Origin of the sequence: Arthrobacter hankyongi, assembly GCF_022012395.1 — a bacterium.
In the GTDB taxonomy this organism is placed as follows: Bacteria; Actinomycetota; Actinomycetes; order Actinomycetales; family Micrococcaceae; genus Crystallibacter; species Crystallibacter hankyongi.
Window position 1 is genome coordinate 94,199 of record NZ_JAKLTQ010000011.1, and the last position, 17,506, is coordinate 111,704.

The window sequence follows — 17,506 nt, forward strand, 5'->3', positions numbered from 1 at the left end:
GTTGGCCGGTTTCCAGTCAACGCCGGCCAGGCATTTTTTGGGAGTCACCGTTGATCCGGGTATTGACAGACCCCCTTTCGGGGTTGGCTGTTCAGCGGGCCGGCACGGCCAGCGGCGTGGGCTGTTCCGCGGATAGTGCCTTGGCGCGGTAGGCAGCCAGGTCTGCGGGCAGGATGAGCGCCGCGGTCACGGCCAGAGCAAGCAACAGCAGGACGCTGCCCGTTGTCAGCGCCGCGCTGACCTGTGCCGCGAGGTGCGCCGCAGCCAGACCCTCCGTAGGGATGGTGGCCGCGGCCGCGACCGCGATGCCCAGCCCCAGGCAGGTGCCCACCTGGTGGAAGGTGTTGACCAGTCCGGACGCGGCGCCGGCGTCGGCCGCGGGAGCACCGATGATCCCGAACGATGTCAGCGGCGCGAAGGCGAACCCCTGGCCTGCACCGATGAGGACCATCGGCAGGGCGACGCCGGTCCAATAGGACGAGCCGACCCCGGCGCGGCTGAGCCACAACATCCCGGTGAGGGCGATCACAATTCCGGCCAAAAGGGCAACCGAGCCCGGCAGCCGACGCACCAGGGGCGGGATGCCCATCGCGACGGCGAAGTTCACGGCGGTCATCGGCAGGAACCCGAGACCGGCCTGCAGCGGATCGAAACCGAGCACTTCCTGCATGAACTGGGTCGTGAAGAAGAAGAACCCGATCATCGCCCCCAGGTACAGGAACCGCGCCACGTAGGCGCCCGTGCGGCGGCGGCTCGCGAACAGGCGCAGGGGCATGATCGGCTGGGCGGCCTTGCGTTCGATCAGCACGAACACAATCAGGAGTACGACGCCGGCGCTGGCGGCCGCGGCGGTGACCGGCGAGTTCCAGCCGGCTTCGGCGGTATTGATGATCCCGAACTCGAGGGCCCCGACGCCGAGGGTGGCGCTGAGGGCACCGAACAGATCGAAGCGTCCGCGCGCCCGTCCGGTCTCGGAGAGGAAACGGGGTGCCAGCGCGATCATTGCCGCACCGATGGGCACGTTGACAAAGAACCCGGCCCGCCAGGAAATCCAATGGGCCAGCGCGCCGCCGATGACCAGTCCCAAGCTGGCGCCGATCCCTGCGGTGGCACCATACAAGGCGACGGCGCGGGTGCGCTCGCGGCCTTCGGGGAAGCTCGCGGTGAGCAGGGACAGCGAGGCCGGCGCGACGATAGCCGCCCCGATGCCCTGGACCGCCCGGCCGGAGATCGCCCACCATCCCGCCGGGGCCAGTCCAATCAGCAGGGACGCGAGGGAGAACACCACCAGCCCCAACACGAATACGCGCCGTCGCCCGAGCAGGTCTCCGGCCCGGGCACCGAGAAGCAGCAGGCCGCCGAAGACCAGCGTGTAGGCGTCCTGGACCCACGACAGCTCGCCGGCGCCCAGGCGCAGGTTGGCCTGCAGGCTGGGCAGCGCGGTGAAGATGACCGAGTTGTCCAGCAGGATCATGAAGTAGCTGGCCAGGATGACAGCCAGGATCGCCGCCGGGTGGGCAGGCCTTGTGGGTGCAGGTTTCGTGCTGTCCATGCAACCGTGGTTCCTTAGCGTCAGGAAGTCACGCCCGTTCCGGGTAATGCCAGTGCCTCCCTCGGTGAGCGGTCCCGGCGTAGCGTGGCAGGCATGACACATAGCGACGACGTGCGGCAATTCCTGACCTCCCGCCGTGCCCGGATCACGCCCGAGGAAGCCGGGCTGCCCGCCTACGGCGGTAACCGGCGCGTCACCGGGCTGCGCCGCGAGGAAGTCGCCATGCTGGCCGGGATGAGCATCGACTACTACATCCGCCTCGAGCGCGGAAACCTCTCCGGCGCTTCGGACAGCGTCCTGGAAGCCCTCGCCCGCGCCCTGAAGCTCGACGACGCCGAAACGGCCCACCTTTTCGATCTGGCCCGCGCCGCCACCGTTTCTCCCCGGGTCCGGCGCAAGCGCAGCCCGCACACGGTGCGGCCCAGCGTCCAGCGTGTCATCGATGCGATCACCACGGCCCCGGCCTGGGTCCGCAACGACCGTGGGGACGTCCTGGCCGCCAACGAACTCGGCCGCGCCCTGTACCTGGACATGATGGCAGAAAAGAGCACCCCGCCGAACAGTGCACGGTTCACCTTCCTGAACCCGAAAGCGCGGGATTTCTTCGCTGATTGGGAACGCAGCGCCGACGACATTGTCGCCGTACTTCGGTCCACCGCCGGGAAGAACCCCTATGACAAGGACCTCACCGACCTGATCGGCGAACTCTCAACCCGCAGCGAAGAGTTCCGCACCCGCTGGGCCCGGCACGACGTCAAGTACCACCGCACCGGCCGCAAACGCCTCCACCACCCAATCGTGGGCGACCTGGACCTGAGCTACGAAGCCCTCGAGCTCCCCGGCGACCCGGGGCTGAGGATCAACGTGTACACGGCCGACCCCAACACGCCGTCGGAAGACGCCTTGAAAGTCCTGGCCAGCTGGGCCGCCACCCAGCGGGACACCACGCAGATCCCCCTCAAGGAGAAGAAATGACCAGCGGCCCCTCCACCGTGCTCATCGTCGGCGCCACCGGCAGCGTCGGACGCTACGCGGTAGCCGCGGCGCTGCGCCAGGGTTACGCCGTGCGGGCCCTCGTGCGTAACAGGGCCCGCGTGCTCCCGGATAGTGTCGAACTCGCCGTCGGTGACCTGACCCGCCCCGACACCCTCGGCCCTGCCGTCGAGGGTGTCGGGGCGATCGTCTTCACCCACGGATCCACCACCAGAGAACGCGACGTACGGGATAACGACTACGCCGGCGTCGCCAACATCCTCCGCGCGCTGGGCGGCCGCCGCGTCCGCTTCGCCCTGATGACCGCCATCGGCACCACCCGCCCGGGTGTCGCCTACGCTCAGTGGAAGCTGCGCAGCGAGCGGCTCGTCCGTGCCAGCGGCAACCCCTACACGATCGTGCGGCCCGGCTGGTTCGACTACAACCAGCCCGGACAGCGGAAGATCGGCATGCTCCAGGGCGATAAACGACAATCCGGCTCACCGGCCGACGGCGTTATCGCCCGGGACCAGATCGCCCGCGTCCTCATCGACAGCCTGCACCTCGATGCCGCCGACCACAAAACCCTCGAACTCATCGCCGACCACGGAACCGAGCAGGACGACCTCACCGCCGTCTTCAACACACTCACGCCCGACCCAGGTGAATCTCTCGACGCGGCCGAAGATACTGTCGACCTACCTGTCACCGGCGAACCCGCTACGCTCCGTCAGGACCTCGCCGCCATCTCGGCAGGAGACCACAGAGCTCACGGGTAGAGTCTGAGCTGCTTTCCGGCGGGGACCGGGGTGATCCGGCATCAGGTACGCCAGTCGAGGGCGCCGCCGGTTTGCCCCGGCGCTCATTGCCGCGTCGCTGGGGGAGGGGGACTTCGTCCGGCGGCTCCACGGGCCGTTCCCCTGACTGACCTTCCTGACCCGCACGGAGCAGGAGCAGTCTGCCGCAGAAGCCTTGGACGTGGCACGCGGCTGCGCCACCGTCGGGCACTTTGGCCCGCTCGGCGTCGTGATCCCGGTCTGGGAGGCGACCGCGGCGGCCGTTGCCGATGGAATTCCGTTCATCACGCGCGAGGCCGAAAAGGGCTGGCAGGACGCCAAAGTGACGGCGGCCAACCTGCTGGCCGTGGCAGGGGACTATCTGACGGCCCATCCCGACGGGGGATGATCACAGTCCCGCGGTCAGCCGACGTGAACCCAAGGGCGCTTGGTGACGTCTGGTTCTGCTTCGCGCAGCACCTCGCGGGTGACGGGTGCGATCTCGCCTTCGCCCAGGAACAGGAAACGCAGGAGGTTGATGACGGGGTTCCCCTCGGTCCACCGGAAGTAGATGTGCGGCATCAGGCCTGTCACGTCCCTGATGTGCAGCAGCACGGAGGCGATGGTGTTCGGCACCACGGGCCCGTGCACCTCCAGGATGGGGTAGCCGTGCCGGATGACGCCACGGACCTCCAGGGCCGTTTCGAAGTCGGAGGAATCATCCACGATCACTTCCAGGAACAATGCCTGCCGGTCCACGGGCAGGTGGCTGACCTTCATGGCCGAAGCCAGTTTGTCCCGGTAGGCTTCGGCGTTCAGGCGCAGGGGCTCGTGGGCGATGATGACGATGGGTCCCTCGTCGGCGTCGGCGACGAATTCCAGTGCCTGCTGGTCAAGACGGACGTGGGTGGCGTGGAGTTCGAAGGAACGCAGGATCCGGGAGAGCAGCGAGATCACGATGATGCCCAGAATGAAGAAAGTCGCGATCCGGATACCTTCGGGCCGTTCGAAGATGTTGGCGACCGTGGTGTAGATGAACACTATCGCGATGACCCCGAATCCGGCGGTGCGCCGATGTTGCTTCCGGCGGCGGGCCGAAAGTGTGACGGCAACTGCTGCGGAGGTCATCAGCACCAGCACGCCGGTGGCGTAGGCGCCGCCTTGGGCGTCGACATCGGCCTCGAAAAGATAGGTGATCAGGAACCCGGTCACGGTGAAAACCAGTACCAGTGGCCGCACGGCCCGGGCCCATTCGGGGGCCATCCCGTAGCGGGGCAGGTACCGCGGCACAAGGTTCAGCAGCCCTGCCATCGCGGAGGCACCGGCGAACCAGAGGATGGCGATGGTGCTCAAGTCGTACACTGTGCCGAAGCCGTTACCCAGGTACTCATGGGCCAGGAACGCCAGGGCGCGGCCGTTGGCTTGGCCGCCGGGCTCGAACTCCTGGGCCGGGATCAGGACCACGGTGGTGAAGCTCGTGGTGACCAGGAAGGAACTCATGATGACGGCGGCCGTCGTCAGCAGGCGCCGGGCCCCCTTGATCCGGCCGGCAGGATTCTCCTCGGTGTCGCCGGCGTGCCCGCGGATCTGCGGCATCACGGCGACCCCGGTTTCGAAGCCGGAGAGGCCCAGGGCCAGTTTGGGGAAGACCAGCAGTGCGATCCCGACAACCATGAATGGGCTTCCATGCGAGGTGGTGAGGGCAAGCCACCAGTCCCCGACGGCCACCGGATGGGTAAAAACCTCGACTACAGTCGTGGCTACCACCACCACGTTCAGGCCCAGGTATATGGCTACCAGGGCCACGGCGACGCCGATCGCCTCCCTGAAGCCCCGGAGGAACACCGCAGCAAGCAGAGCCAGCAGGAACAGTGTGACGGGAACGTTTTGTCCCTGCAGCCAGCCGGGGGCAAAGGGGTTCTGAATCGCGTGGGCGGTGGCGTCGGCGGCGGAGAGGGTCATCGTGATCATGAAGTCCGTAGCGGCGAACCCTAGCAGGACCAGGACCAGGAACTTGCCGCCCCAGCGCGGCAGCAGGCGTTCGAGCATCGCAATGGATCCTTCTCCTCGGGGGCTTTCGTCGGCAACCCGGCGGTAGACAGGAAGGGCGCCCAGCACGGTGACGGCCACCAGCACCAGGGTTGCAAGCGGGGAGATCGCACCCGCGGCCAGCGCGGCGATGGCCGGCTGGTATCCCAGAGTGGAAAAGTAGTCGACGCCCGTCAGGCACATCACCTGCCACCACGCATGCTTCTTCAGATGGGAACCGCTCACCGCGCCCGGCCCCAGATGGGATCCCTTGGCATCCTGCAGGCCGAACAGCAGCCAGCTCCTGAACCTCGCGCCGGCCCCGGGACGTGGCGCCGAAGGATCCGCCGGCGGCAAGCTCAACGTGGTCATCTGATCCTTTCCGCGCGATGCCCGGCACCGCGGCCACCGACAGCGGCAACACCGGCCAGCCCGCTGTGCGGCTGTCTACCGTTCCATGACAGCACCGGCCGGGCTGTTCCGTGACGGTCCTAACGCTTTCCTTACGCGAACCAGCCGGAAATTAACGCCTGCCTAACGCAGTGCGTGACGAGGGCAGCACTTTGCTTCAGGAGCCGGCAGCCAGTCCGTGGTCAGGTTTCGTCCAGCCAGGTTGGGGATACTTGGCCACTGGGCAGGACTGGCGCCTGAAAACAGATCGACAGGCTAAGGGCGGTCTTCCTTGTTTCGCTGAAGCTGGAACCGCCCGGAGGCAGGTTTCGGAGGTTATATGACGTTGCTGGTTGATGAAACGGTCGCTGTGACTGAGCGGCAAACTACTGTGCGCCCAAGGCTTGAGGGCCTGGACGTTCTTCGCGGGGCTGCCATTGGTGCGGTGCTGCTGGGGCACTCCTGGCCCGGAATATTCCAAGGTGCCGGCATCGTGGGCGTCATTGTCTTCTTCGTGCTGAGCGGTTACCTGATCACGGGCGTACTGCTCAGGGATGTGGAACGTCATGGCAAGATCCGGTACGGCCGCTTTTATGCGCATCGGGCCTTCCGCCTGTTGCCGGCGCTGCTCTGCTTCCTCAGTGTCTACGCCATCGTGGAACTGACGGCCGACGTCCTCGGGGACCGGTCCAGGGGAATCATCGGCTATACACTGCTCGCCGGTTTCGGCTACCTGAAGGACATACCGCTGCCGTTCGACGTCAGCATGGCTATCGGACCACTCTGGACACTGTCGGTAGAAGAACAGTTCTACCTGATCTGGCCGGCACTGCTGCTGCTCGCCCTGCGGCGCAACCGCCAGGTACGGCTCATCGGCTGGTCTGCCGCCGTCGTCCTGTCCCTCATGACGGCGAGCGTGCTGGCGATGCTGATCCTGGCTCCGGACCTTCACTCCCTGGTTTACGCGCTGCCGACGACGTGGGGGCTGGGGCTGATCGTCGGTTCGGCGCTGCGCCTGTACCGGGACCGGGTGTTTTGGTGGTTCTCCGACTCCAGGTTCAGGCTGTCGGCCCTGCTTGGCTCGACCCTCGTCCTGGCCGCGCTGATGTTCTTTCCCAAGGCCAACGAAACGCCGGCCTTCTTCTTCGCGGGAGGTCCGCTCGCTATGGCTGCCGCGGCCATACTGGTGGTCGTGGCTGCCTCACGCACCCGTGCGATGCCGAAGCAGACGCGCGCTTTGCAGGCGCTGGGAACGGTTTCCTACGCGGCGTACCTGTGGAACTACGTCGTCATTCTTTGGCTCCATGGATCGACAGCTGATTTGCCGCCAATTGTGGCTGTGTCGGCAATCCTGCTGACCCTGCTCCTAGCGGTCGTCAGCTGGCACACGGTCGAAAGACTGGGACGTATGGCGCGGGACCGGTTCGACAAGTCCCGTCCGGACCAGCGGCAGGCCGCCAGCGCCCTTGTTGCCTAGTCCGGACCTGGCTGAAAACGCCGGGGAACTAAGCACCCTGGCCGGCTGCTCAGCGCGGTCAGCAGACGAACTGGGCTGGGCGTAGGTGTGACCTAGGTGGTCCGGCGGTTGGGGAGGATGCCGGACCCGCGCCACTGCACCGGCCGGGTGTGCGGCGGCGTGGTCCCGGAGAGGCGGGCGCGGCCGTTGAACGGTTGAGCCGCTACGGTCACCTTGCGCACACCGGCCCGGGATTTCCTGGTGGAACAGCACGCCCCGGTCCTGTCAGGTTCTTTGCCTCATACTGTCAGGGTCTTCATCCCCGTTCTTCAGCCTTCTTTAGGTAATGGGCGCTAGTTTCGGCCTGACGCGTGGATGGAAGTCCGATGGGATCAACGCATTCTTCATTTGGTGGCGGGGGCAGCGCAGGCCGGGCATCGTCGAGCGTGCCGGGTGCGTACCGGGCCGGCGGTGGGCCGGAAGCAGGCCGGCAGTGAACGGGCCGGTGGACGGGCCGGGCCGGCGGGAAGTGCTCGCCGGCGCGCTGGCGGCCATTGCCCTGGCCGGCTGCGGCGGGGTTCCGCGCGGCCGGCTGGCGGCGGCGGCACGGGCGGTGCCGGCCGCCGGTTCTGCGCACCGGGCTCCCGCAGGGGCATTCAGCTATCAGGCGGAGAACCGGCTTCCGGGCACCTCTGGCGGGCGGGGCCCCGAGCGCTGGATCAGCGACGGACGGCTCGAGGGGTTCCTGGACCGCACCGCCTCCACTCCCGGGCACCGCGTCCTGCGGCTGTACGCCAGCTCCATCCTGGGCGCGGCAGGCATCCAGGCGTTCCGGCTGGGTTACTACGGCGGCACCGGCCGGCGGCTGGTCTGGGAAGCCGGCCCGGTCCGGATCCGGCAGCAGCAGCCGCTGACGGTGGACCAACAGACACGGATGGTGTCCTGCCCCTGGGAAGCCACGGCCGAGATCGACACGGCGGCCTGGCCGGAGGGTTTCTACCATCTGGTGCTGACCTCGCCGGGGGCCCGTGACCACCTGATCCCGCTCGTGGTGGAATCACCGGCCCTGCACGGCCGCACCGTGATCGCCTTCAACGACACCACCATGCAGGCCTACAACCACTGGGGCGGCTACTCCCTTTATGGGGGCCCGGACCACAGGTTCGCGGACCGCGCCTACAAGGTCTGCTTCGACCGGCCGTACCTGGACTTCGACGAACCCGACAAGCACGACACCCCGCTGGTGCGGGCTGCCGAGGCGCTGGACGATGACGGGCTGTCGCTGGGCTACACCACCGAGTCGCGCCTCGCGGCACATTCCGGGCTGCTGGCCGGCAGCCGGGCCGTGCTGTTCTCCGGGCATTCGGAGTACTGGTCCGTGCCGATGCGCCGCGGCATCGAGGCCGCCCGGGACAGCGGGACCAATGTGGTGTTCTTCGGTGCCAACAGCTGCTACTGGAAGACCCGCTCGGTGTCTTCGGCCCTGGGCCCGGGCCGGGTCATCGCCTGCTACAAGAGGGCGTGGCTCGACCCGCTGCTGCACAGCCGCCCGGACCTGGTGACCGTCCGCTGGCGGGACAGCCCGAGCCCGGATCCGGAAAGCCGGCTCACCGGTGCCCTCTATGCGGACCTGCACGCCGTCGGGGAGTTCACCGCCGCCGAACCGGGCTTCTTCGCGTTTGCCGGCACCGGGGCGTCCCGCCGCCAGGGCTTCCCCGGCCTGGTGGGCGGGGAAGTGGACCGTGTCCTGCCCGGCTACCCGGTACCCCGAGACCTGCGCATCTTCGCCCACTCACCGGCCTCCGGCGACCGCGACCGGCACGGCTGGTCCGATGCCACCGTGTACATCGCCAAATCCGGCGCCGGTGTCCTGAACCTGGCCTCCATGAACTGGCTGCCGGCCCAGGCCGATCCCCGCACCCCGGAGCCGTCCCGCCGCATGGGCCTGCGTGTCACGCAGAACATTATCCGCGCCGTCGCCGCCGGGCCTCTCGGTCCCCGCATCGTGGCCTGACCCGCGGGATCCGCACAACGTCGTGCCGCCGCCGCTGCAGGGTACTCCCGTACGGCAGCCGACGGTAGCCGGCGGTCAGAAACCGGTGGAAACGAAGAATTTTCCAGGCGGGGGAGCTGCCGGCCTGTGCCGTGGCAGGGCCGTATGTCGATGACGTCGCCGCGGGAGAGTCTTGTCCAATCGCGCCGGAGGGCTCTCCTCCGGCCGTCCACTCATGGTCAAATAGGAGGGTTAGACCGGCTGCCCGAGTCCGACCGCGGCCTCGGCCATTTGGAAGGAAGCAGCGCATGACCGATTCCCAGGAACGTCCCCCAATCCCCACGCCGGGAAGCGCCCAGGGCCTGGACCGCAAGGTTGAAGGTGGGTGCCCTGTCGCACCTGACAGCGTTACCTCGCACGGCAGCGAGAGCGAGAACCCGGCGATCGACTCGCCGCAGCCGAAGGCGCACCGGCCGCGGACCGTCGCGGACTGGTGGCCGAACCAGCTCGACCTCTCTGTGCTCCACGCCAACAACCCGGCGGGAAACCCGCTCGGCCCCACGTTCAGCTACCGCGAGGAATTTCAAAAGCTCGACGTCGAGGCGCTCAAGCAGGATATTGTCCAGGTCCTGACCACTTCCCAGGACTGGTGGCCTGCGGACTTTGGCCATTACGGCGGACTGATGATCCGGATGAGCTGGCACGCTGCCGGCACCTACCGCGTCCACGATGGCCGCGGCGGTGCAGGGGACGGCGGCCAGCGGTTTGCACCACTTAACAGCTGGCCGGACAACGCCAACCTCGACAAGGCCCGGCGGCTGCTGTGGCCGGTGAAGCAGAAGTACGGCCAAAAGCTCTCCTGGGCGGACCTGCTCGTCCTCGCCGGCAACGTGGCCCTCGAGTCGATGGGCTTCAAGACCTTCGGATTTGCCTTCGGCCGCGAAGACGTCTGGGAGCCCGAGGAGATCTTCTGGGGGCCGGAGGACACCTGGCTCGGCGACGAACGCTACATCGGCGAGGGCCAGATGGCAGAGGAGGTCGGCTCCACCGAGATGGGGCTGATCTACGTCAATCCCGAGGGGCCGATGGGCAATCCGGACCCGCTCGCGGCCGCGGCGTTCATCCGCGAGACCTTCAAGCGCATGGCGATGAACGATGAGGAGACCTTCGCGCTGATCGCCGGCGGGCACACGTTCGGCAAGACCCATGGCGCCGGTGACGCCGACGCACACGTCGGGCCCGAGCCGGAGGCCGCCGACCTCGAGGCTCAGGGCCTGGGCTGGCTCAGTAGCTACGGGACAGGTAAGGGGCCGGACACGATCACTTCCGGGCTTGAGGTCACTTGGACGGACCGGCCGACCGAGTGGAGCAACCGCTTCCTGGAGATCCTGTTCGAGTACGAGTGGGAGCTGGTCAAGAGCCCCGGTGGAGCCAGCCAGTGGGTGGCCAAGGACGCCCCGGAGATCATCCCGGACGCGCATGACCCGGAGAAGAAGCACCGGCCGACCATGCTCACCACCGATCTTTCGCTGCGCTTCGACCCGGCCTACGAGAAGATTGGGCGGCGTTTCCTGGCGAACCAGGACGAGTTCGCGCTCGCATTTGCCAAGGCCTGGTACAAGCTGCTGCACCGCGACATGGGTCCCGTCGGTCCCCACCTGCTCGGACCGTGGGTCCCCGAGCCGCAGCTCTGGCAGGACCCCGTCCCGCCAGTCGACCATGAGCTGATCGACGAGCAGGACATCGCTTCGCTCAAGGCCCGGCTCCTGGACTCGGGCCTGTCCGTCTCGCAGCTCGCCGGTACGGCATGGGCCGCGGCGTCCACCTTCCGCAAGACCGACAGGCGCGGCGGCGCCAACGGCGCGCGGATCCGGTTGGAACCCCAGCGCGGGTGGGAGGTCAACGAACCCGAGCAGCTGGCCACGGCGCTGCAGGCGATCGAAACGGTGCAGCAGCAATTCAACTCCGCGCAGACCGGGGGCAGGAAGGTCTCGCTGGCAGACCTGATCGTCCTCGGCGGCTGCGCGGCGGTGGAGAAGGCTGCCAGCGACGGCGGCTTCACCGTCACCGTGCCGTTCCGGCCCGGCCGCACCGACGCCTCCCAGGACCAGACCGACGTCGAGTCTATCCAGTACCTGCAGCCGCGGGCGGACGGGTTCCGCAACTACGTGCGCCCCGGCGAGAAACTCGAGCCGGAGACCCTCCTGCTCGACAAGGCGTACCTGCTGGGCCTCTCTGCACCGGAGATGACAACGCTCATCGGCGGCATGCGGGCCCTGGGTGCGAACGTCGGCGGTTCGGCCCACGGCGTCCTCACCGACAGGCCCCAGGTCCTGACAAACGACTTCTTCGTCAACCTGCTCTCCCCAGGCACCCGGTGGAAGGTTTCGGAAACGGAGGAAAACGTTTACGAAATCAGCGACGTCACCACCGGCGAGCTGAAGTGGACCGCCACGCCGGTCGACTTGGTCTTCGGCTCCAATTCCCAGCTCCGGGCGCTGGCCGAGGTCTACGCGAGCGACGACGCCAGGGAGAAGTTCGTCAACGACTTCGTGGCGGCCTGGGTGAAAGTCATGGAGCTCGACCGCTTCGACCTGCACTGACCGAGTCGTCCGGGGCCGGCTGCAGTTGCGACCGGCCCCGGAGCGGCCGGCTGATTGTGTCCAGGGGGTCATGATCAGCCGGGGGCCGATCATGTCCGTCTTGCCGCGGGTGGGTCCGTGCTCACGGGGCTTCTTTCAATGGAGCATGACGACGAGGTGCCAGAAGCTATTTGGGTTGGCGCTGATATTCAGGTGGCTCGAGTCAGTGGCGGCGTTTGGCCCTGACGACCACATCGTGGACCAAGGTCGGGTGGCCGCCTGGACCGGACACGGTCCGGTGCGACTCCTGCGCGGTAGCGATCTCCCAGACCGTTGGGTCCAGACGCGCCGTGATGTCGGCAGCTGTCACCGAGGCTGACGCGGGCGGCTCACCGCCATCGAGTCCATGCCCAGGCTCGCCGGTGGAGCCATGGTGGTGGAGGTGGCCAACGATGAGCAGGGTGCCCGCAGGTGCGACCCAGGCCGCAATGCGGTCGTAGAACTCCAGTTGAGGCATCTCGGGGTGCGCGTAGTGTGTGGTGACCAGGTCGTACTGTGTGTCCGGCTCCCAGACGGAAAGATCCGCCTGGACCCACTGCACTTGCCCGGCAACGCCACTGGCGGCCGCGCGCTCCTCCGCGAGATCGAGTGCCGCGGCTGCGACGTCCGCTGCGGTGACCTGCCAGCCGCGTGCGGCGAGCCAGATCGCCTCGGCACCGGCACCGCAGCCGGCGTCGATGGCCGTTCCGGGTGTGAGGTCGCTGACCTCCTGAAGCAGGTGCGGGTTGGGCCGGCTGGTGCTCATGGACGCGGCACGGCCGCCTTGCCAGATCTGGTCCCAGTACTTCTTATCGAACGAGTGCGTCATCAGGCGTCTGCCTTCGCGGTTTGGGCGTCGGCCAGCGTGGCTACTGCCCGATCCAGGTCTTCCATCACAAGGTCGGAGTTGATGTGCTGAGCCGCGCGGGCGCCCTCTGCGGCGGCACCACTGACCTGCGCGGCCAGATCGGTGGCGTTGCCTGCGACCCAAACGCCTGGAACGGCGGTCTTCCCGAAGGCGTCAGCTTCGATGAAGGAGCCGGCCGGTTGGGTTTTCGGCTCGATGCCGATTCCGGCGAACGGCTCCATGCGGGCAACCATCCGGGTGGCCACGACTACGGCATCGACATCGATGACCTGACCATCGACCAGCCGGACGCCGTTCAGGCGATCGCCGTCGATCTCCAGTCGCGAGATTGCGCCGGCGACCACTGGAATGTTGAGCGCATCCAGCTGCTCGCGCTCCTGTGGCCCGAGCTGATGGATCCCCGCGAACAGCACGACGTCGGCACTCCAGTGGCGGAACAGGAGCGCCTTGTGCACCGCCATCGGCCCCGTGGCCAGCACGCCGATCCTGCGATCGCGGGCCTCCCAGCCGTGGCAGCAAGGGCAGTGCAACACTCCGCGGCCCCACTGCTCCCGTACCCCGGGGATGTCGGGCAGTTCGTCCACCAATCCGGTGGCGATCAGGAGACGTCGGGTCTGGAGGGCCGCCCCATCGCGGAGCACGACCGCGAACCCGTACGACTTGCAGCGGACGTCGACCACTTCACCCGCGATGATCTCACCGCCGTACCCCAGGACTTCCTCGCGTCCGCGAGCCAGCAGCTCCAGGGGGCTCACGCCCTCCAAGGCCAGCAAGCCGTGCACCCTGTCGGCGGGCGCGTTCCTCGGCTGACCTGCATCGACCACGGTCACCGAACGGCGGGCGCGCGTCAAGGTCAACGCGGCGCTGAGGCCTGCGGCGCCGGCCCCCACAACCACCACGTCTCTGATCAAGTCCTCTTGCTCTGTCATGTCCGGCCTCCAAAGAATCTGCAGGTTCCGGTTCAGCAACCTGCTTCTTGATGATGGCTAGCGGTAGGTTCAAAGCGCAAACATTTTTGCCAAATGGCAAAATGGAAGCATGGACGAAACCGACCGTACCCTCAAGGCAGTGGGGCCACGGCTTAAGCATCTGCGTCAGGGGCGCGACATTACCCTGAACGACCTCGCCGATGAGACCGGGATCTCGATCAGCACGCTTTCGAGGCTCGAAGCCGGACTCCGGCGCCCCACGCTTGAACAGCTGCTACCCCTGGCCCGCGCGTACGGGGTCACTCTGGATGAGCTTGTCGATGCACCGCCGACAGGGGACCCGCGCATCAACCTGCGTCCGATCCCCACCAACGACGGCCGCACGATCCTGCCCCTGAGCCGCCGGCCCGGAGGAATCCAAGCCTACAAGTTCATCCTCCCCGCCGGACGCGACGACGACGAGCCTGACCTGCGCACCCACGAAGGCTACGACTGGGCATTCGTCCTCAACGGTAAGCTCCGGCTCGTGCTCGGGCAGTACGACCTCATCCTCAAGCCCGGCGAGGCCGCCGAATTCGACACCCGCACACCGCACTGGTTCGGAGCCACCAGCTCAGGACCCGTGGAGTTCCTAAGCCTCGTTGGCAAACAGGGTGAACGGGCGCACCTCCGGGCCGCACCGAAGCGCCACCTATCCAACTAGATGATTTGTCACCGGCCCGGCATGCTCGACCGGGCGCCGCGACGCAGGCGAGTGTGCGCCCGGCGCGCGGCGATCAATGGGGACACCCCCAGCCGGTGCCGCCGGCACGAATGACTTCCGGCGCCTGCTGCCGGCGGCCGCGGGCCGCCGCCGCCTATATGCGCTCCCGGGCTTTGCCGCCGCATTGGCCTGCGTGCTCGCGGAAGCGGCGGAACGGCGCAGCGCCATCATGTGCCGTGAGACGGTGTGGTGGCGCTGCCACCGGCGGCTGATCGCCGACCACGCGCTGCTGCTCGACTGCGCGGAGCCGGTGCACCTGATGCCGCCGGGCCGGATGACGGCGCATCAGCCGCCCGAGGGTGTACGGGCGGCGGGGGAGCAGTTGATTTACGACGCCGTACCCGGCTGATTGCCGATTCCCGCGGTGGGCAGTTCCTCCGTGCCCTGCCCGTGTGGTCCGGGTGCGGCACCCTGGGGCGGTCCTTCCGCCCGCTCCAGGGGCCTGGCCGGCACGGCGGCTGGCCTAACCGGCCAGCCAGGTGTCGGGGCCAAAGAGCTCGTAGTGGATCCTGGCGGCGGGAATTCCGGAGTCGATGGCTTCGTGGCGGATCTTTTTCATGAAGGCCACCGGTCCGCACAGATAGAGCGTGGCGTCATCCGGCAACTCGACCTCGCGCAGGGACATGAACCCCGGCCGGGCATCGCCTTCGGGCTGCTCCAGCCACAGGTGCAGCGTGGCGCTGTCCAGGCTCGCAACGTCGTCAATCATCTGGTTCCGGAGGGCCCAGTTCTCAAGGCGGGTGTCCGCATGGAGCACCAGGATGTCCCGGTCCGTTTCCTGAGCTGCCACGGACCGGAGGATCGATGCGGTGTGGGCACAGCCGATGCCTGCGGAGGCCAGCACCACCGGCCCGCCGTCGTCCTTCAGAGTAATCTCGCCGAAGGGGTTGGACAGTTCCAGCGTGTCGCCGGTCTGGACCCGCTGGTACAGGATCGGGGAGACCTCCCCGCCCTCGATGAGCTTCACGGTGATTATCCGCCGTGTTCCCGCATCTGCCGACAGCGAGTACTGGCGCACTTGGCGGGTGCCGTCATCTACCGGCACCTTGACCCCCACATATTGTCCGGCATGGGCGGGTGTGGCCGGCGTGTTATCGGCCGGTTCGAGGGTGAGCGTGACGGCGTGCAAGCCTGCTGGGCGTTTGTCCACGACACGCCAGGGGGTCCACATTTTGTCATTGGCCTGCTCGTTGTAGAGGCCCTTTTCCAGCTTGATCAGGGCGTGGGCCATGAGCCAGTAGACCTCGGTCCAGGCCGTTGCCATGTCCGGAGTGAGTACGCCTTCCAGATCCTCGGCGATTGCCGCAAAGAGGTGCTCGTAGACGACCTGGTACTGTTCCTCCGTTACACCCAGGGAACCATGTTTGTTGGCGATGTGGGTGAGCATCTGTTCCGGCAGGGTGTCGGGGCTGTCCACCAGATGCGCGGCGAAGACGGCGATGCTGCCGGCCAGCGCCTGCTGCTGCCTGCCGGACAGTTGGGTTTTCTCGTCACTGTGCCGCCCAGTGACCCGGGGCCGCTGGTTGCTGCGGTTGAACATTCCGTCCAGCAGTTCGGGATGCGCTGCAAAAAGGCGGGCGTAGAACTTGGGTGTGATTTCCTCGATCCGTGAACCAACGAGGGGCAGGGTTAGTTCAATGATCCGCAGGGACTTTTCGGAGAGCATTAGGAATCCTCGGCTAGCGATCCGGGGCCGTGGCCGAACCCGGCACTGAATCCCGATCTGGAAGTTGCAAACATCGGGCTCACTATACCGCGTGGAAGGATCAGGGCAGATCAGCGCCCCTCCGCCCGGATACCGGCGGTGCTGAAAACCGGGTCCGTCTGCTGTTGTACAGATCCGTGATGACCATGCCATCCGGTTCCCGGCCGAAGGCTCCGCGGGAGCAGCGCAGTGCGTGGCGCTGGCCATGTCCTCCAGCATGGTGGATACGATCCCCCTGTCCACCGCTGGCGCCGCTGCCGAGGCCGGTTCTCGACCCGAAGAGCGCCCGCGCATGACGAAGGTCTTCCTGCATTGGGAATTCTCAATGATCCTGACCGGCCCCCCCTGGTGATGGTTCCAGGCTCGTGCTGCCGGCCATGCTGCAGGATCTCATTGACTTGCCAAGCTGCAGTTCGACGTTCGCCTGGGCTCCATAGACAACCGGCGGAGCATGGTCAGCGATTCCAGGCCTCAAGGCTTGGGGCGAAAGCTGCCACGCCGGACCCTGCCGCGGCCAAAACCTGGGATCGCGTCACGGAATTCGATGGCTGGACGGTGTTCCATTACGCAACCATCCGGCGGATCGGCCCGGAGATGCCGCGGTGGGGCCGGGTAACAGGGGCGGGAAGCCCGGGTTCAGTACTCGCCCTTGATCACAAAGTAGGAGCCGCGGATCACCCCGGCCAGCTTCGACTTTTGGCGCGCGAACTTGAACTTTGATTCGAGCTCCTCGGGAACCTCCATGCCCTCGGCAAGCTTGAACCCCACGGCGCGCTTCGTGCCGTCCCCGATCCCGTACATCACGTTGACCGACAGCCCGGACTCGTAGAACACATATGCCATCCGGATGCCGTCGACTTCGAAGGACGTAACCTCCAGCGGAGCGGCGGAGATCACGATGTTGCGCTCCTGGGCGAGGATGCGGTTCACCCAGTCGAGCGTTTCCGGCTCCTCGCCTGCCGTTTGGACGGTGAATACGTGATCGTACTTGTTCTTGTAATAGCGTGCCTCGTTGGCACGCAGTCCTGCCAGCGCCTCCGCCACTGGGGACGATTCCACGCCCACGGTGGACACGTTCTGGAAGTCTACGGTGTATGGCATGCGCCCTCCTGGTCATGGTTCATTGCTCTCCCCACCCTAGCGTCCGGCACCGCGGCAGGGCTTCTCCGTTCCTGCTCGATCCGGACCGGTGCATCCGCCTCTGCCGTCAGGTCCCCGGCCATTACCCGGGTGCGGACCCGACATGCCCCCGGTGTCGTCATCAGGCACCGGCGAGCAGGGCCAAGGACGTGCGGATCCAGCCCGGAAGGGTGCACTCATTGGCCAGGGTGAAGCACGGATATCGGTTGTGTCGGCCATCGCTGGAGCATCTGCAGGACAGCAACCGCCCGGCGTTCTGCAGCCACGACGTAGGAGCAGGGGTCTGCCCCCGGGGTGCGCCGTCGCAGCGGGC

The 17,506-nt window shown here is 67.0% G+C and carries 14 protein-coding genes; 8 read left to right on the forward strand and 6 right to left on the reverse strand.

Annotation, left to right across the window (positions count from 1 at the left end; all coding sequences use genetic code 11):
• Positions 1-91: 91 nt before the first annotated feature.
• Positions 92-1,552, reverse strand: coding sequence for an MFS transporter (locus LVY72_RS14805; protein WP_237822198.1), 1,461 nt, complete (start codon positions 1,550-1,552; stop codon positions 92-94).
• Positions 1,553-1,645: 93 nt separating this feature from the next.
• Between LVY72_RS14805 and LVY72_RS14810 the strand changes: the two genes are divergently transcribed.
• The 3 genes from LVY72_RS14810 to LVY72_RS14820 all read left to right on the forward strand — a co-directional run bounded on the left by LVY72_RS14810 (position 1,646) and on the right by LVY72_RS14820 (position 3,709).
• Complete coding sequence (locus LVY72_RS14810) at positions 1,646-2,527, forward strand: helix-turn-helix transcriptional regulator (RefSeq protein ID WP_237822200.1); 882 nt, start codon at positions 1,646-1,648, stop codon at positions 2,525-2,527.
• Positions 2,524-3,303, forward strand: coding sequence for an SDR family oxidoreductase (locus tag LVY72_RS14815; RefSeq protein ID WP_237822202.1), 780 nt, complete (start codon positions 2,524-2,526; stop codon positions 3,301-3,303). Before LVY72_RS14810 ends, LVY72_RS14815 begins: the two co-directional genes overlap by 4 nt.
• Before the next feature lie 193 nt (positions 3,304-3,496).
• Complete coding sequence (locus LVY72_RS14820; protein ID WP_237822204.1) at positions 3,497-3,709, forward strand: hypothetical protein; 213 nt, start codon at positions 3,497-3,499, stop codon at positions 3,707-3,709.
• A gap of 14 nt (positions 3,710-3,723) precedes the next feature.
• Here the strand turns inward: LVY72_RS14820 and LVY72_RS14825 are convergent, their stop codons facing one another.
• Entirely contained in the window at positions 3,724-5,700 is a 1,977-nt protein-coding gene (locus tag LVY72_RS14825) for an APC family permease (RefSeq protein ID WP_237822206.1), read from the reverse strand.
• A 388-nt stretch (positions 5,701-6,088) separates the two neighbouring features.
• Between LVY72_RS14825 and LVY72_RS14830 the strand changes: the two genes are divergently transcribed.
• From LVY72_RS14830 to katG, 3 genes are all read left to right on the forward strand, one after another.
• Positions 6,089-7,195, forward strand: a complete 1,107-nt coding sequence (locus LVY72_RS14830) for an acyltransferase family protein (protein WP_237822209.1) — start codon at positions 6,089-6,091, stop codon at positions 7,193-7,195.
• A gap of 472 nt (positions 7,196-7,667) precedes the next feature.
• Complete coding sequence (locus tag LVY72_RS14835; RefSeq protein WP_237822211.1) at positions 7,668-9,188, forward strand: N,N-dimethylformamidase beta subunit family domain-containing protein; 1,521 nt, start codon at positions 7,668-7,670, stop codon at positions 9,186-9,188.
• A 287-nt stretch (positions 9,189-9,475) separates the two neighbouring features.
• Entirely contained in the window at positions 9,476-11,770 is a 2,295-nt protein-coding gene (gene katG, locus LVY72_RS14840; protein ID WP_237822212.1) for a catalase/peroxidase HPI, read from the forward strand.
• Positions 11,771-11,972: 202 nt separating this feature from the next.
• Here katG and LVY72_RS14845 read toward each other — a convergent pair whose 3' ends face one another.
• The gene (locus LVY72_RS14845; RefSeq protein WP_237822214.1) at positions 11,973-12,617 is read right to left on the reverse strand and encodes a class I SAM-dependent methyltransferase; all 645 of its coding nucleotides are present in this window, start codon (positions 12,615-12,617) and stop codon (positions 11,973-11,975) included.
• Positions 12,617-13,585, reverse strand: coding sequence for an NAD(P)/FAD-dependent oxidoreductase (locus tag LVY72_RS14850; protein ID WP_237822216.1), 969 nt, complete (start codon positions 13,583-13,585; stop codon positions 12,617-12,619). The genes LVY72_RS14845 and LVY72_RS14850 overlap by 1 nt, the downstream gene beginning before the upstream one ends.
• A 109-nt stretch (positions 13,586-13,694) precedes the next feature.
• Here LVY72_RS14850 and LVY72_RS14855 point away from each other — a divergent pair, with 109 nt between their 5' ends.
• Positions 13,695-14,288: a helix-turn-helix domain-containing protein gene (locus LVY72_RS14855; RefSeq protein WP_237822217.1), complete on the forward strand. Its 594-nt coding sequence runs from the start codon at positions 13,695-13,697 to the stop codon at positions 14,286-14,288.
• Positions 14,289-14,364: 76 nt separating this feature from the next.
• Positions 14,365-14,697 carry a DUF488 domain-containing protein gene (locus tag LVY72_RS14860; protein WP_237822219.1) on the forward strand — a complete coding sequence of 111 codons (333 nt, stop codon included), beginning with the start codon at positions 14,365-14,367 and terminating at the stop codon, positions 14,695-14,697.
• A gap of 114 nt (positions 14,698-14,811) precedes the next feature.
• Here the strand turns inward: LVY72_RS14860 and LVY72_RS14865 are convergent, their stop codons facing one another.
• Together LVY72_RS14865 and LVY72_RS14870 are read right to left on the reverse strand one after the other, a co-directional pair.
• The gene (locus LVY72_RS14865) at positions 14,812-16,014 is read right to left on the reverse strand and encodes a globin domain-containing protein (RefSeq protein ID WP_237822222.1); all 1,203 of its coding nucleotides are present in this window, start codon (positions 16,012-16,014) and stop codon (positions 14,812-14,814) included.
• 675 nt (positions 16,015-16,689) lie between these two features.
• Positions 16,690-17,154 carry a DUF8821 family protein gene (locus LVY72_RS14870; protein WP_237822224.1) on the reverse strand — a complete coding sequence of 155 codons (465 nt, stop codon included), beginning with the start codon at positions 17,152-17,154 and terminating at the stop codon, positions 16,690-16,692.
• Positions 17,155-17,506 lie beyond the last annotated feature (352 nt).

Coding starts and splice junctions, on each gene's coding strand:
- LVY72_RS14870 (WP_237822224.1), bottom strand. CDS start 17,154: ATGCCATACACCGTAGACTTCCAGAACGTGTCCACCGTGGGCGTGGAA.
- katG (WP_237822212.1), top strand. CDS start 9,476: ATGACCGATTCCCAGGAACGTCCCCCAATCCCCACGCCGGGAAGCGCC.
- LVY72_RS14805 (WP_237822198.1), bottom strand. CDS start 1,552: ATGGACAGCACGAAACCTGCACCCACAAGGCCTGCCCACCCGGCGGCG.
- LVY72_RS14810 (WP_237822200.1), top strand. CDS start 1,646: ATGACACATAGCGACGACGTGCGGCAATTCCTGACCTCCCGCCGTGCC.
- LVY72_RS14825 (WP_237822206.1), bottom strand. CDS start 5,700: ATGACCACGTTGAGCTTGCCGCCGGCGGATCCTTCGGCGCCACGTCCC.
- LVY72_RS14865 (WP_237822222.1), bottom strand. CDS start 16,014: ATGCTCTCCGAAAAGTCCCTGCGGATCATTGAACTAACCCTGCCCCTC.
- LVY72_RS14815 (WP_237822202.1), top strand. CDS start 2,524: ATGACCAGCGGCCCCTCCACCGTGCTCATCGTCGGCGCCACCGGCAGC.
- LVY72_RS14850 (WP_237822216.1), bottom strand. CDS start 13,585: ATGACAGAGCAAGAGGACTTGATCAGAGACGTGGTGGTTGTGGGGGCC.
- LVY72_RS14860 (WP_237822219.1), top strand. CDS start 14,365: ATGGGGACACCCCCAGCCGGTGCCGCCGGCACGAATGACTTCCGGCGC.
- LVY72_RS14845 (WP_237822214.1), bottom strand. CDS start 12,617: ATGACGCACTCGTTCGATAAGAAGTACTGGGACCAGATCTGGCAAGGC.
- LVY72_RS14855 (WP_237822217.1), top strand. CDS start 13,695: ATGGACGAAACCGACCGTACCCTCAAGGCAGTGGGGCCACGGCTTAAG.